General features: G+C 59.1%; 17 protein-coding genes. 10 read left to right on the top strand and 7 right to left on the bottom strand.

What is annotated here, in order from left to right:
• Positions 1-89: 89 nt before the first annotated feature.
• Together rutA and J2W40_RS19020 are read left to right on the top strand one after the other, a co-directional pair.
• On the top strand, positions 90-974 hold the full coding sequence (gene rutA, locus J2W40_RS19015; protein ID WP_310227541.1) for a pyrimidine utilization protein A: 885 nt from the start codon (positions 90-92) through the stop codon (positions 972-974).
• A 461-nt stretch (positions 975-1435) separates the two neighbouring features.
• Entirely contained in the window at positions 1436-3343 is a 1908-nt protein-coding gene (locus tag J2W40_RS19020) for a GGDEF domain-containing protein (RefSeq protein WP_310227542.1), read from the top strand.
• Positions 3344-3592: 249 nt separating this feature from the next.
• On the opposite strand, the gene J2W40_RS19025 is transcribed toward J2W40_RS19020, so the two are convergent.
• Positions 3593-3796 (bottom strand): hypothetical protein, encoded by a 204-nt coding sequence (locus J2W40_RS19025; RefSeq protein WP_310227543.1) that lies wholly within the window; start codon positions 3794-3796, stop codon positions 3593-3595.
• 118 nt (positions 3797-3914) lie between these two features.
• Here J2W40_RS19025 and J2W40_RS19030 point away from each other — a divergent pair, with 118 nt between their 5' ends.
• Entirely contained in the window at positions 3915-4247 is a 333-nt protein-coding gene (locus J2W40_RS19030) for an excalibur calcium-binding domain-containing protein (protein WP_310227544.1), read from the top strand.
• Between the two features lie 23 nt (positions 4248-4270).
• On the opposite strand, the gene J2W40_RS19035 is transcribed toward J2W40_RS19030, so the two are convergent.
• From J2W40_RS19035 to J2W40_RS19060, 6 genes are all read right to left on the bottom strand, one after another.
• Positions 4271-4567 carry a hypothetical protein gene (locus J2W40_RS19035; protein ID WP_310227545.1) on the bottom strand — a complete coding sequence of 99 codons (297 nt, stop codon included), beginning with the start codon at positions 4565-4567 and terminating at the stop codon, positions 4271-4273.
• 75 nt (positions 4568-4642) lie between these two features.
• Positions 4643-5113, bottom strand: coding sequence for an excalibur calcium-binding domain-containing protein (locus J2W40_RS19040; protein ID WP_310227546.1), 471 nt, complete (start codon positions 5111-5113; stop codon positions 4643-4645).
• Positions 5114-5168: 55 nt separating this feature from the next.
• Complete coding sequence (locus J2W40_RS19045) at positions 5169-5669, bottom strand: Ros/MucR family transcriptional regulator (RefSeq protein WP_310227547.1); 501 nt, start codon at positions 5667-5669, stop codon at positions 5169-5171.
• A gap of 991 nt (positions 5670-6660) precedes the next feature.
• On the bottom strand, positions 6661-7521 hold the full coding sequence (locus tag J2W40_RS19050) for an inositol monophosphatase family protein (protein ID WP_310227548.1): 861 nt from the start codon (positions 7519-7521) through the stop codon (positions 6661-6663).
• Positions 7508-8398 (bottom strand): diacylglycerol/lipid kinase family protein, encoded by an 891-nt coding sequence (locus tag J2W40_RS19055; protein WP_310227549.1) that lies wholly within the window; start codon positions 8396-8398, stop codon positions 7508-7510. Before J2W40_RS19055 ends, J2W40_RS19050 begins: the two co-directional genes overlap by 14 nt.
• Before the next feature lie 46 nt (positions 8399-8444).
• Entirely contained in the window at positions 8445-8735 is a 291-nt protein-coding gene (locus J2W40_RS19060; protein ID WP_310227550.1) for a hypothetical protein, read from the bottom strand.
• Between the two features lie 390 nt (positions 8736-9125).
• Between J2W40_RS19060 and J2W40_RS19065 the strand changes: the two genes are divergently transcribed.
• The 7 genes from J2W40_RS19065 to J2W40_RS19095 all read left to right on the top strand — a co-directional run bounded on the left by J2W40_RS19065 (position 9126) and on the right by J2W40_RS19095 (position 14047).
• Positions 9126-9353 (top strand): DUF3072 domain-containing protein, encoded by a 228-nt coding sequence (locus J2W40_RS19065; protein ID WP_310227573.1) that lies wholly within the window; start codon positions 9126-9128, stop codon positions 9351-9353.
• A 272-nt stretch (positions 9354-9625) separates the two neighbouring features.
• The gene (locus tag J2W40_RS19070; RefSeq protein ID WP_310227551.1) at positions 9626-10414 is read left to right on the top strand and encodes an SDR family NAD(P)-dependent oxidoreductase; all 789 of its coding nucleotides are present in this window, start codon (positions 9626-9628) and stop codon (positions 10412-10414) included.
• 45 nt (positions 10415-10459) lie between these two features.
• Positions 10460-11305: an oxygenase MpaB family protein gene (locus J2W40_RS19075; RefSeq protein WP_310227552.1), complete on the top strand. Its 846-nt coding sequence runs from the start codon at positions 10460-10462 to the stop codon at positions 11303-11305.
• Positions 11302-11598 carry an excinuclease ABC subunit B gene (locus J2W40_RS19080; RefSeq protein ID WP_310227553.1) on the top strand — a complete coding sequence of 99 codons (297 nt, stop codon included), beginning with the start codon at positions 11302-11304 and terminating at the stop codon, positions 11596-11598. Before J2W40_RS19075 ends, J2W40_RS19080 begins: the two co-directional genes overlap by 4 nt.
• A 153-nt stretch (positions 11599-11751) precedes the next feature.
• On the top strand, positions 11752-12090 hold the full coding sequence (locus J2W40_RS19085; protein WP_310227554.1) for a hypothetical protein: 339 nt from the start codon (positions 11752-11754) through the stop codon (positions 12088-12090).
• The gene (locus J2W40_RS19090; protein ID WP_310227555.1) at positions 12087-13400 is read left to right on the top strand and encodes a PQQ-dependent sugar dehydrogenase; all 1314 of its coding nucleotides are present in this window, start codon (positions 12087-12089) and stop codon (positions 13398-13400) included. Before J2W40_RS19085 ends, J2W40_RS19090 begins: the two co-directional genes overlap by 4 nt.
• Positions 13397-14047, top strand: coding sequence for a retropepsin-like aspartic protease family protein (locus tag J2W40_RS19095; RefSeq protein ID WP_310227556.1), 651 nt, complete (start codon positions 13397-13399; stop codon positions 14045-14047). Before J2W40_RS19090 ends, J2W40_RS19095 begins: the two co-directional genes overlap by 4 nt.
• The last annotated feature ends 27 nt before the right edge of the window (positions 14048-14074 follow it).

Consider the following 14074-nt stretch of genomic DNA (forward strand, 5'->3'; position numbering starts at 1 on the left):
CCCGCTTACATCATCGCTTGGTCATGTTGGCGACGCGCACACCAAGCCGATGCCAGACGCGCCCATCTCAAAACCAGAACGCAACTGTAATGCTAGAAAGCTTCACGCTGATGGCGGGCCTTGCGGCGGTGACGGAGAAGATCAAGATCTTTGCCACCTGCCCCACGCTGATCATTCCGCCCGCCATCGCCGCGCGCATGGCCAATACCATCGACAGCATCAGTCATGGCCGTTTCGGGCTTAACCTGATCACCGGCTGGCAACCTCCAGAATATACCCAGATGGGCCTCTGGCCAGGCGACGAGCATTTTCGCAATCGCTACGACGTACTCGACGAATATGCCCGCATATTGCGCGAGTTGTGGGAAAGCGGGCGCTCCGACTTCAAGGGCCGATATTATCAGATGGACGATTGCCTCGTCCGGCCCCAACCGCAAGCGGACATGAAGATCATCTGCGCGGGTTCGTCCGATGCGGGACTAGCGTTTTCGGCAAAGTGGGCCGACTACGCCTTCTGCCTTGGCAAGGGCGTCAACACGCCGACGGCTTTCGCTTCCAATAACGACCGGCTGGCGAAGTTCACCGCGCAAACAGGCCGCGACGTCTCGGTCTTCGTCCTGGTCATGGTGATCGCCGCTGAGACAGACGAGGAAGCCATGGCCAAGTGGCAGCGCTATAATGACGGCGTTGATATTGAAGCTATTGCGTGGTTGGCCGATCAGGGTGCCAGGGACACGGTCAACACAGACACTAATGTCCGCCAACTAGCCGCGCCGGAAGGTGCCGTGAATATCAACATGGGCACATTGGTCGGAAGCTACGAAAGCATAGCACGCATGCTGGACGACATGGCGCAAGTGCCGAACACCGGCGGCGTGCTGCTGACCTTCGACGATTTCATAGAAGGCGTGGAAGCGTTCGGAACGCGCATACAACCGCTGATGAAGAGCCGGGCCAGCATAGGGCGACTTTGAACGGGTTTCTAAATGGAACTTGGCGTTCCAGATGCTTCTATACCGCCGCATTAGGCAACAGATCCGGTTGTGCCGAAAAAAATGGCGCGTCGCCGCCGCTACCGGAGGCCATCCTTTGTCGCCATTCAGGCACCAATTTCGCATCCCCAGGTCTGGACTGTCCGGTAACCGGTAGGTCGCGACCAACTCAGGCCATTCCGGTTTAACCTCTTGAACGTCCGGTGACACTGAAACCGGACCTTCGCCCGTTGCACAGTTGCCGGTCGGTGACGCGCCAATTCTAGCCATTCTAGCACCACTACGATGCTTCCAGAACCGGACATCTCTGCGACCCGCGTCCGCATGAGCAATCCTAGTCACCACCGGGTTGTAGCCTACACTCTGTACATCGCCGGTCACGCCCAGCGCTTCCCCGACATAGTTTATGCGTTGTTTACCTGGGCATGACAAAAAAGAGCGTCATGAAGATGCTCGCGCCTCGTACAATGTCTATTTCTGTAAGGGCGGCTGTTACGCTCTCGCTCGTGATTGGATTTTTGTTTCTAGCGTCGGGTATGGCTGCGTATTTCGATATAAAGCGCCAAGCCCTGGACGAGGCGCTGATCCGGCTCGATGGCCAGAATAGGCAAGTGGCGGAACTTCAGGAGGGTCGGTTCACACGGCTCAGCGCAGCGCATGATCATGCCAAACAGCTATTGTTGGCAGAACTTGCTGAAGGTCCAAGCCCCGATGACGCGCGTAACCTCGACACGCTTTTTCCGCGTGATCGTCGCGGGGGACGGCGAAGTTCGGACCGGCTGTTCGACGGTGGCCGGACTCCATTCGGTTATGTGCGTGGTGTGGGCGCCTATATCGGGACGGAACCGGATGCGAACCAGCGAGCGCTCATTCTCCGTGCCACACGGGTGGCGCACGCAGTCGGAGAAGGCATTCGCCCTGACCTTAAAAGTCTCTACTTCTTCACTCCGGACAATACGCTCATCATGTTCGCACCGGATCGTGAGGACAAGCTCGGCTTCTACCGGAAGAAAGCTCCAGGCAACCTTGATTTCCAACAGGAAACGTTCGCAAAGATCAGCACGGCTGCGTTGAATCCATCGCGACGGACACGATGTACGCCTCTCGTGCATATCCTATACGATACATCCGGTAGAACTTGGACGACGGGCTGCATGAGCCCTGTCGATTGGAACGGGCGACACATTGGTACCTGGGGCACGAGCCTTCTGCTCAATGATTTGCTATCGGCCGATGAGTTGAATGGGCTTCGTGCAACGGATACCGTACTCGTATCGGCAGAAGGAATGCTCATCCGGCATCCACGCTACACGCTTCAGAGCGAAGCGAGGTCGGAACAATTGTTGGACCTTAAGCAGACGCGCGATCCGCAGCTTCGAGCCCTGTGGCAGTTCATTCGTAGTAATGGGGGCAAGACATTTTTGGGCCATGCGCCAAGGTTGGCCGCGCATGTATCGATGCGCACGATCAAAACGCCCGGTTGGTATGTGCTCACCATCCAAAATGAGGACGTGATACAAGCAGGCGCACTGCGTGCCGTTGCGCGCGTCGCCATAACGGCGTTTCTTTGCCTTTTGCTCCAAGGCATCGCTATCAGCCTGCTGATTCGACGCTATGTCGGAAGGCCGCTTGCGCGTCTGACCGAACGGACAAGGATATTGACCCGACGCTTCCAGTCCGACGTCGATTTTCCCACAAGCGCGAGGCCAGAGCTAGACGAAGTGGAACAACTTGGCCACGACTTCGACGACATGGCGGAAAAACTTACACGCGCCCATCTCAACCTGGAGCAGCAGGTTGCACAACGGACGGACCAGTTGCATCGCGCCAACGTTGAACTCAGCCGATTGGCCGACTGCGATACTCTCACCGGCGCCCCGAACCGCCGACGGATATTATATGATGTGGAAGAACAGTTGGCGCTGCGGAACCCGCGCCGGCTGTACATGCTCGTAATCGATATTGATCACTTCAAGCGGGTGAACGACACTTATGGCCATCTCGTGGGTGATCGAATTTTGACCGAGGTAGCCCAGGACGCGCGATCGCTTTTGCGCGATAATGATTTGTTTGGCCGGATCGGCGGCGAGGAGTTCATGGCGCTGATCGAGACCAGCGGTCCAGAAGAAGCAATCATCGTGGCTGAGAGACTTCGGTCTGGCATCGGCAAGACGAAACGAATGTTCGCAGATCGGGCTGCTGGACAAATGACCGTCAGCATCGGTATCGCTAATGCTCAGGGCAAATCGTCGTTCGCGCAATTATATGCAGCCGCCGATGCGGCACTGTACAAGGCAAAACACCGGGGGCGTGATCAGTGCGTACTTGAAGATGAAAGCAGCGCAAATTAAGCGTCGACCAATCGAACTACCTCTGCCAGCGGTCGGCTGCGGTTAGCACCCTGGCATGGCAGCTAACCCGAGCACCTTGCTCCCGGACATTCGCCTTTCGGCCATTCCCTGGCAACACTGGTGCCCACGCCCGCATCCCTCTACCAAGTACCACACATCCCCAGCCGAACCGGACCCGGCCGCCCGACGCTGAGCCGCTCCGGCCCAGCTGCCCAATGCATGAGCCAGAGAATGGCTCTCGCCACTGACCTATTCAAGATAGCTTTTACCTTCACCTAGAGCACCGACTTTGGCGCCCTGGTCCTTCAAGAGGGCGGCAAGCTGGGTAGCGGCGACAGCGGCAACGCCCACATCGGCACTTACGAGGAGGACGGCCAGATTTTGGCCATGCAAGTCGGTGTGACGCAACATCGCCGCATTCCGGGCGTGCAGTTCGAGGCGCGGCTGACGCATATTGCGGATAACGATAGTGTAGCAGGTCAGATGATCTGTTTGAGTAGAATTCTACACCGAGCATTGTTCGTTTCCAGGTTTCAGTCATAAGCCTGTCCCTATTTGGGAGAGATGGCTGATGCTGGCACTTCGATCGGCCCGGAAAGCGGCAACAGCGGCTTTAAGTGCAGTGCCCGTCCTTTTCGCGGCTGGCGTTGCCTTCGGACATCCCGGAGGCCTGAACGCTGAGGGTTGCCATAACGATAGGAAGAATGGCGGGTATCACTGCCACCGAGCCCAATCTGCCAGCGCCTCTCCTTCCTCACGGCAAAGCGCAACGGGCAGAAGCGGAAACGGAGCTTTCGCCAACTGTTCCGCCGCGAGGGCTGCAGGCGCCGCGCCAGTTCGCGCAGGCGATCCCGGATATGGGCGGCATTTGGATCGCGACGGCGACGGGATTGGGTGCGAGTAATCGCCTCCAACCCCGTCCATTCCTCAATTGCCGTTTATAATCTTGGCCCGCTCAGCTGGGGTAAGCGCTTCAGCGTTAATGTCAGAGTCGTCAATGGCCTCTTCCTTGGCGTCGCCTGCCTCGCGGGTCGCGTCGGCGTTGGCTTGCATCATGTCTTCGGCGGTTCCGCTCATATTGTCGGCCATCGCGTCCATTTTGTCTGCCTTGTTCTCGGCTGATTCCTGTACTTGCTCCCCAAGCTTGTCGTCGCCCTTGCCGCCGCACGCGGCCAGCGTCAGGCTAAAACCAACAGCTGCCGCTATTATGGATGCACGCTTCATTTTCATCTCGCTGTCTTCGAGCAGGAATAACGATCAGACATGAACTTGGGTCCGCTGTTGCGTGATTAGCCGCCCTCAGCGTGGCCCCATATACGGCTCGCAAGCTATACCGTCACCGTCGCCATCCATATGCGTCCCGTAGCCGGGCTGCCCGGCGTGTAGCGGCGCAGCGCCAGCAGCCCTTGCTTCCCTGCAGTTGCGGTAAGACCAAGCGCTTGCATCACTGGGGGCTACAGCGCGCGGCGAAACGGCGACGCGGCCGCTGGCTGCGCTGGGCTGTTGCGCATCGAGCTCTGCAGCGGACATGAGCGGCTCTGGCACATAAGGCGCGCTATCCGTTACCACTGACATGTCGGACGGCGGCTGGCGCGCGCGATCGTCGCGGTTGCTAAGCAACAGCTGTGAACCAAAGCCAACGGCTGCAGCCAGCACCGCCACAATTAGAAACTGGAACGCGCTGCGTTCGCGCCAACGCTTGCGCCGCTGAGTAGCGTAATGGGTGCGTCCTCGGACAGGCACCGCGCGGAAGGGTTTTCTGAACGACATGGGACGGCACTATGCCGCCCCATGGGTAAAGAGAAAGTTTCCGGCTGCCAGCCGATTAGGCGAGCTCAGGTTCGGCCATCTTGGGTTTGCGGCCCCGCTTGGAGGGTGCCCTTGTGGCAGGCGCTGTCCCTGACTCAGCAGCGACGGGATCGGCACGTTTACGGCCCAAGCCGATCTTAAGTGCTAGCTCCTTGCGCTGGGCGGCGTAGTTGGGAGCTACCATGGGATAGTCCGACGGTAGCTCCCACTTGGCACGATAGTCAGCCGGGGTCATGCCGTACGCCGTCATCAGGTGCCGCTTGAGCATCTTCATCTTTTTCCCGTCTTCCAAGCAGACCAGATGGTCCGGCTTGATCGACGCGCGAACGGAAACGGCGGGCTCCTGCTTGGGGGCCTCCGGAACTTTAGGTTCGGCCAGACCTGACAAGGCGGAGTGGACGTTGGTGATCAGTCCGGCAACGTCGCTCACGCTAACGGAATTGTTGGATACGTGCGCCGAAACGATGTCAGCAGTCAGGGTGATAAGAGTTTCTTGCGCTAAAGCTTCTGTGGACATGCGACCTGTCTCTCTATTTGCGAAAAGGGATTTTTGATTGGCTCGGATTGCGTGATGCAGAGCCTACATAGCATGAACGACGCGGAAAGGCGACCGCCGTACTTTCGGACAGGCGGTCAGGCGGCGACAGCTTGGTTAGGCAGCTCGCGATCTTCTACCGCATCGCGGCACCGTCAGTGTTGCTGCGCGCTCTATTTCCTCGACACGCGAAGCGGCAACAGAGGCGGCGCGCTCCCCGTGTTGACGCAACAGCATGGACGCAGCGCCCCAAGGCACCTGGTCCAGGGTCAGCTTCACGCAGGAGTCATCCCGTCCACCGCGACCACGTCTTGCCCTTGCCGAATGCCCTCGATGGGCACCCAGCGGCCCAGCAGACGCCGCAGCGGGCGTCAATTGGAACGTCCCGTATCGAGCTGAAAGCTGCCCTTCCGACCGAGGCCGAGGAATGTGGGCAATGTCCCAAGTGGCGCTACCGAAGACGACCTTGCCGGTCACTCAACCCAGGAATATCGCTCCCCAAGTGAAAACCGCCGCTATTTTGGGAGCAGTCGATCTCTTCTCAGTGTTCACATGTTGCAGTCCGAACGTGCGCATGTGTCGAAGCTGCGTTTTGGAAGTCATGAAAGCCGCCTTTAAGGCAGCAGGCCATCTTGACCGTGTCGACCGGACTGTCTGTGTTGTGACGGAAGAAGTTTGGAAATCCGCTTAAGCGACAACAACGGATCCATTTAGTCTGACCGAACAATGAGATCGCGGGCCCAACCGAATCCATTTTTGCGACACGTACCCATGGGCGAAAGCATACGTGCATGAAGCGTTGGAGCATCGCGCAATCGACCGACAACAGTATCCAGCTAGCAGGATGGGCGCACCGTCCGACATCGCGGCTACCGTTCTGCTTCTGGCGGCAAAGGGCGCGGGCTCGATAACTGACTAGCAGATCACCGTTGACGGCGGCATGACCCGCAAGATGATCTATGCCCAGTGAAGGTTAGCTATGTCCACAATCCCGACCATCAGCGTGCTGAATGTCAATCATATGTGCAGCATCCTCCGACGTCCCAAGGATCAATGGACGCTGCCATTGCGCCATTTGCGCCAATTGCTCGCCAAAGCTTTCGAATGGTGTCCATTCTCTGTCATCCTCCTGAAACACCGCAGAGCCCGATGCGCGTGCAAGGGCAATTCCCCCCGCGACATCCCAGATATTGGGCGTCGCGAACCGGGCAACTTGTAGAAGGCCTGCCGCCACGAAAGCACATTCGATTGCGGCCGATCCTGTCTTGCGCCCGTCCCACGGTCCCGCCCGAGACTGGCCATGCGGATCGCCCGCGAGCCGTTTGCGAACGGCGGGGTTGGGCATGGGTGAGACCTGTTCGCCTTCAAACCGCAAACCGGTGCCGCCGCCGCAATGGTAGATGCCTGGCGTCAGCAAATGGCTTGTGCTGCACCATAATGCGCCAGCGACTGGAATCCCGCGATACAAAACGCCGACCGATGACGCGAATAGCGGGAAGCCGTTGATGAAGTTGCTTGTCCCGTCGATCGGATCGACCGCCCAGACAAAATCGCTGTCCAGTCCCGGCTGGACGGCCATTTCTTCGCCGATAATGCCATGGTCGGGGAAATGGTTTGTAAGATGGCGGCGAATCATCGCTTCCACGCGGCTGTCGACTTCGCTCACCGGATCGCGCAACAAGGCTATGGCATCATCATCGCCTTTGTATTGCACGGCCAGACGGCTGCCCAGCGTGGCAAGAATTTCGCGGCCACCGATCGCCGCGAGTTCCACTGCAACGGCTTCCATCCTGGCAAGAAGACCGAGCGTAGGCACTGGTTCAGCAGGTGTCATCTTCATCTCCTCCTGCGCCAACCGGCACCAATATTGTCACCGGCTCGTCGTCCAACCGTACCTCGACCGACCAGGCATGGTTTGGCATCTCGACCGGGCGGTCGTCGATACGAGGGCACAGGCCGCTGGACTGAAGCGTGACGACATAGCCGGTTTCCAAACGCGCCGGTGGCGGACCCGAGAAATGTTCGGCCCACTGCATCATGGCATCGCGATCGGATTCCCCGACGAGAAGGATGTCGAGAACACTATCCTGTGTATCTGCCCTTGGCGCGAACGGTAGCCGTGGGCCGATGGCGCCGATGTTGAGGACCTCTACAAGCAGCCATGGCCCGTCGAAACGCCGCCCGTCGATATCTACGACGCAGTTGATGGGCGTTGCCGTGCCTAGCGCCTCTCGAAACGCCGCTCGGCCATTTTCGCGCTTTTCCTCAGGGGTGTCGGGTGCCTCGTCGACCAGTTCGATGGATTGATTAAGTGCGCCAAGGCCCACGGCTTCGAGAAAGCCTCGCTCGCCGAACGGGCCGGTGACCCGGCCCACGGTCAGCGTCTTTTCGCGGATGTCGCCAAGGCCGCCGATGACGGCATCGGCCGATTGGCGAATGCCGAGCGCCCTAGCGATATTATTGGACCCGCCCATCGGAAGGATGGCTATGGGCAAAGACCTGTCGGGCATTTCGGTGGCGACAGAGGCAACCGTCCCGTCGCCGCCAGCCGCGATTGCCATCTCCATGCCGATCATCCCGGATCGAATATCATCCCTGCCATGTTCGCAATAGCGGATGGCAAAGCCCGCCTCTTCAAGTTGGCTCATCAGCGAGGTGAGCGGCTTGGGTTTGGTTCCCGCATTGGGGCTATGGACGAGCAGCGCCTTCACCTGCAATATCCGCCGCTCAGCTTAAATCTGGCCATTACCGCGTGCCTCATATTTCGGCCCCGAATTCTTCGAGAGCGGCGGTCACGACCTCGACCTTTGCTTCATCCTGCAAATCGATAGAGACTGTGATCCCGCCAGCAAGCGGCACATCGTCCCGTTCAGCCTGATCGATCGTCTCGCTATCAGCGCCTCCGATCAGGTTACCAGCACTGTTTTCCGGTCCGGAAGCCGCCACGAAAATATCGGTTCGTTCGATACCGATTTCCTGAACCAGCCGCTCCACGGCCATATCTGCCTGGTCTCGGCTATCGAATTTACCTGTCAATGTCGTGCTCATGGTGATCCTTTCATCAGTGCCTGGAATCGGCGTGATCGGCGCCTGGATAATCTTTGGGTTTTACCGTGCTGACGGAGGGACGATCTCCAACATCTTTCAGTGACTAGCTGCCGCGTGTGCGAGGATCGGGATCATCGGCGTTGGATTGGACGTCTCCACCAAGCCCACGACAGGCAGGTCGTCCGATTGGCCCTTGTCCAGCTCGAAGCCATTTTGGTTTCCAAGCATAATGTCGATCCTTCAGCAAAGCAGGGGCCGGAGGTCATGCCCGGTGTCTGTATGAAGCGCTGATCGCGCGATCGGTTGCATGCCTTCTCGCACCTTTCTCGCAGGAACCACATGCGGTGCGGGAAGTTATAGATGGAACATATCAAGAACGATGAGGCAATCATGACCGACCATTTCCACAATCCCAAACTCGACGAGCACCCGGCTTCGAACGCCGAAAAGGATCCTGCCAATTGGGTATCGGGTGATGAACCTATGACTGGCGCGCAGGCTTCCTATCTGGCGACCTTGTGCGAAGAGGCGGGTATGGAACTACCTAACGGTGACCTGACGAAAGCCGACGCATCGCGGCAGATCGATGAGATAAAAGCGAAGCTTGGGAGAGATTGAAGGGGTTTACGTTCGAACCATTTGTGATCGTTCATGATGGCAGTCATGTTGAGATAAACGCCTGCTGAGTATCGAGCCGACCCTGCCAGTTCTTTGTATCCAACCGTCTGACCTAATGTCGATCAACTAGATTTCCGACCGAAAATTGGACCCATCCGACGTTCAGACGTTGTCCACCCATAACGAGGTGCAGCCTCCGAGCGGTTGAATGAAATGACCAAGATCGTGCGGAAGCCCGGTCTTGCCAGAACCGTGCAATAGGAAAGACAGACATGGTCAATAAATTCGCTATCATCACCGGTGCCTCCACCGGCATCGGCTTCGAACTGGCCTCCATCGCTGCGGAAAACGGGTATGACTTGCTGGTCGTGGCCGACGAACCGTTGATCGACGCCGCTGCGCAGGATTTCAAGCGGCATGGCGTAGACGTTATTTCGGTAGAGGCCGATCTCTCTACACTGCAAGGCGTGGACACGCTGCTCGCCGCTGCCAATGGCCGACAGGTCGATCTGCTATGTGCCAACGCCGGGCGCGGCCTTGGTCACGGTTTTCTTGATCAGGATGTAAGCGACTGGCGGCGGGTGGTGGATACCAACATCACGGGCACGCTGTACCTGCTTCAAAAAGTCTTGAAAGCCATGGTCGCGCGTGACGACGGCAAGGTGCTGATTACCGGATCGATAGCGGGCTTCATTCCAGGCAGCTTTCAGGCGGTCTATAATGGCAGCAAGGCTTTCGTGGACAGCTTTGCCGATGCAATTCGTAACGAGATAAAAGACAGCAAGGGAGTCACCGTAACGACCCTGATGCCAGGACCGGTCGAGACGGAATTTTTCGATCGCGCAGACATGCTCAATACCAGTGTCGGATCATCTAACAGCAAGAGCGATCCCGCCGACGTCGCGCGCGATGGCTGGAATGCGCTGATGAAGGGCGAGGCGCATATCGTGTCCGGTTGGAAGAACAAGGTGCAGGCTGCTGTAGCGCATGTGACGCCCGCAGCGATCTTGGCGGAACAGCATCGCAAAATGGCGAAGCATGGGTCGGCTGACGAAGAATGAAAAGTCCATGCGGACCGATCGTCCTAGCCAATCGTTGATCCCAATATGCTGACGCGCCGCACTCTTTCTAATGGCATAAAACAGCCAATCCGCGATCAGGTGGTTGGTATGTTCAACGATAGTGGCAAGGGTGAAACCCCGGTATCAAGAAGTGCCGACGCGCTTTTTGACATCGGGTCGGTGGCATGGCGGGTGCATGGCGATGTAGCGTCCATGATGGTTGGCGGGATCAGCAGCCTGCTGATGCAGATGCTGCACCCTTCCGTCCTTGCAGGCGTCTGGGATCATTCCAATTTTCGGGCGGACATGCACGGCCGCCTGCGCCGGACCGCGCGCTTTATCGCGGTGACGACCTACGCTGATCGGGAATTGGCAGAGGCGACCATGGCGCGCGTTCGTCGGGTGCATGATCATGTCAGCGGAACCTTGCTCGAAGGCACGGCCTATCATGCCAATGATCCGCCCCTTCTAGCTTGGGTCCATGTCACCGAAGCGAGCAGTTTCCTGGATGCCTGGATCCGCTATGGCGAACCGACAATGTCCGCTGCCGACCAGGATCAGTATTTCGCGGAAATGGCGCTGATCGGCCGTGCCATGGGCGCCGACCCGGTGCCGACATCGCGATCCGGGGCGCGGGCACTGATCGAAGAGATGCGCCCGCAATTGCGCGTGGATGATCGCACCCGGACGGTAGCACGCCTGATCATGAGCGGCGGCACGACCAGTCTGGCGGCAGAAGTACCTAGACGGCTGGCGGTGCAGGCGGCGGTCGACCTGCTTCCGCAATGGGCGCGCACGATGCACGCGATGAACCTGTCCCCGTTGGAGCGCCCGATCATTCGGGCAGCAACGTTCGGCATTGCACAGACACTGCGCTGGGCATTTAGATGATGAAGGCTGGCGGCATTGAAGCGCTGCGGCAAGCCATGAAGGCAGCGGTTGATCGTGGCGACTACGAAACCGATCCGGACCTGCGGGACCGCATCAGCCTGTTGCGAAAAGCCCTCGCGGGAACGCAGGCGACCGATTTGGATCCGGCCGGTGTAGTTCGCCAGACGCCCGGTGCAGTGGGGACGAACCGACAGCGTATATCGACCCCGCCCGGCTGGTCGCCGCCTAAAAAGCCAGATCCCATGACAATAGGGCGATCCCGGCCGGGAGGCCCCCGCAAAGGCGACACATGACGCTGATCATGCGCGCAACCGAAGTAACGTGCCACGCATTCCCCTGTCATCCTCCCGCTCCCATCCTGGAGACGTTCCTTGTCCAGCGCGTCGTCGCCATATCGGCCACTGCTTTCACCGCCCCTTGCCGTTCTCCTGTCCTTCCCAGTCGCGTTGTTCACCATCGCGCTGTTCACCGACATCACCTATCTGCAGACAGCTGAGGTTCAGTGGACGAATTTTTCGTCCTGGCTCATCGTCGGGGCGCTCGTGTTCGGCGGGGTTGCGTTCGCGTGGAGCCTGATCCTAGCGATCAGGTGGCGTGCGGCACGTCTCTACACGCTGTTGCTTGCGCTGGCGTGGACAGCGGGCCTGGTCAATGCGTTTCAGCACAGCCGCGACGCATGGAGTTCGGTCGGGACGACCGGGCTGATACTGTTGATCCTGAGCGCGGCGCTCGCCATCGCCGCAAGCTGGCTGGCGCACGGTGCTGCGCAGGGGATCGCCCGATGACTCATTTTCTCCGCACATTTGGCGCGACTGCCGCCATTCTTGCCCTCGCCGCCTGTGGCAGCAGCGAGCCCGGCATCGACCAGACCGGCGCCACCCCCGACTTGCCCGCCCAGCGCGAGACGCTCATTCCACCAATCAAGGTTGCCACGCCACAAGGATGGAATGGCGAAAAGCCTGTGGCCCCTCAGGGCTTTACCGTGACCGCGCTCGCTACCGATCTCAAAGTACCGCGCCAGACGCTCGTGCTGCCCAATGACGATATCCTGGTCGCGGAAGGACCAGGCGGTGCGGATTCGCCCCTGCTGCGGCCGAAAGACGTGATTGCGGGCTACATCAAGAACAGGGGCAAGACGCCGGTCAAGGGCGGCAACCGCATCACCTTGCTGCGCGACGTCGATGGCGATGGTCAGGCGGAGCTTAGAACTATATTGATCGACGGGCTGAACGCGCCTTATGGATTGGCTTTCGTGGAGGGCAACCTGTACGTCGCCGATCAGGATGCGTTGCTGCGCTTTCCCTATAAGGATGGCGACACCCGCATCGCGACACCGGCGCAGGAGGTGACGAAGCTGCCGTCGCGCATCAACCATCACTGGACTAAGTCGCTTGCCGCCAGCGCCGATGGCACGAAACTCTATGTCGGTATCGGGTCGAACAGCAATGTGGGCGAGCGCGGGATGGCGGTCGAGGAGGACCGGGCCGTCATCTGGGAAATCGATCGCACAACCGGCGCGCGCCGCACCTATGCCAGCGGCATCCGCAACCCGACGGCGCTCGCCATCAATCCGCAGACCCGCGCGCTCTGGTCGGTCGTCAATGAACGTGACGAACTGGGTCCCCAATTGGTGCCCGATTATCTGACGTCGGTGCGGCTGGGCGACTTCTATGGCTGGCCCTACAGCTATTGGGGAAGCAACATCGATCCGCGGGTGCATCCGCAAAATCCAAGGATGGTCGCAAAGGCGCAGCGCCCCGATTATGCGCTTGGCTCTCATGTCGCAGCTTTGGGTTTGAGCTTCGTAACGGGTGCGGGCGTCGGGCCGTTCACGCAGGGCGCTTTTGTCGGCGAGGATGGCAGTTGGAACCGGCAGGATCCGACTGGCTACAAGGTGGTGTGGATACCCTTCGTCAATGGCCGTCCGGCAGGCAAGCCGGTCGATTTCCTGACTGGTTTCTTGAAGGACGGACATGCACGGGGACGGCCGGTCGGTGTCACTTACGACCCGGTACGCAGCAGCGTAATCGTCGCCGACGACGTGTCGAATACAGTGTGGCGAGTTGCGCCCGATCGCCCTGCATCAGCGCAATGACATCGCCTTTGCAGTGGCGCGGACCGGCGGAACTCACGACTAACCCCGAATGGCAGCAACTCGCCATTTACGCGGTAGGAGCTGCCGTCCTGCTGATCCTATTGTTCAACATTCCCTTTATCGGGCGGATATTGCGTGCGCTGTTTTCGACGGCTATGTTGGCCTTCTGCCTGTTCATCTTGTTCAAACAAGCGCCGTTCGATCCTACGCTTGCTAAAGTGAAATCGAAGCTCGGCCTCGACGACCAGATGGTCTATGGCAAGGATGTGCGCATCTCCATGAGCCAGGACGGCCATTTCTGGGCGCGGGTCAAGATCAATGGCGTGGAACGGCGTATGCTCGTCGACAGCGGCGCGACCATCACCGCCATATCCCAGGCCACCGCGGATAGCGCGTCGGTGGAGCGCACCGCCAATATGATGCCCGTTGTCATGCAGACCGCCAACGGCGCGGTTCGCGTGGACACCGGCTCGATCGACCGATTACACATAGGGTCCATCCAGGCGCGCAATCTCAAAGTGGTCATCTCGCCCGCGCTTGGACCCGTTGACATATTAGGAATGAACTTCCTGTCGCAGCTTGCCAGCTGGCGTGTGGAAGGCCGAACATTGATCCTCGTGCCGCCAAGTGTATCAGAAGAATCTTAGCGGCAAGCGTTCGCCAAGACCTCCGTA

Origin of the sequence: Sphingobium xenophagum (assembly GCF_031457465.1) — a bacterium.
Taxonomy (GTDB): Bacteria; Pseudomonadota; Alphaproteobacteria; order Sphingomonadales; family Sphingomonadaceae; genus Sphingobium; species Sphingobium xenophagum_A.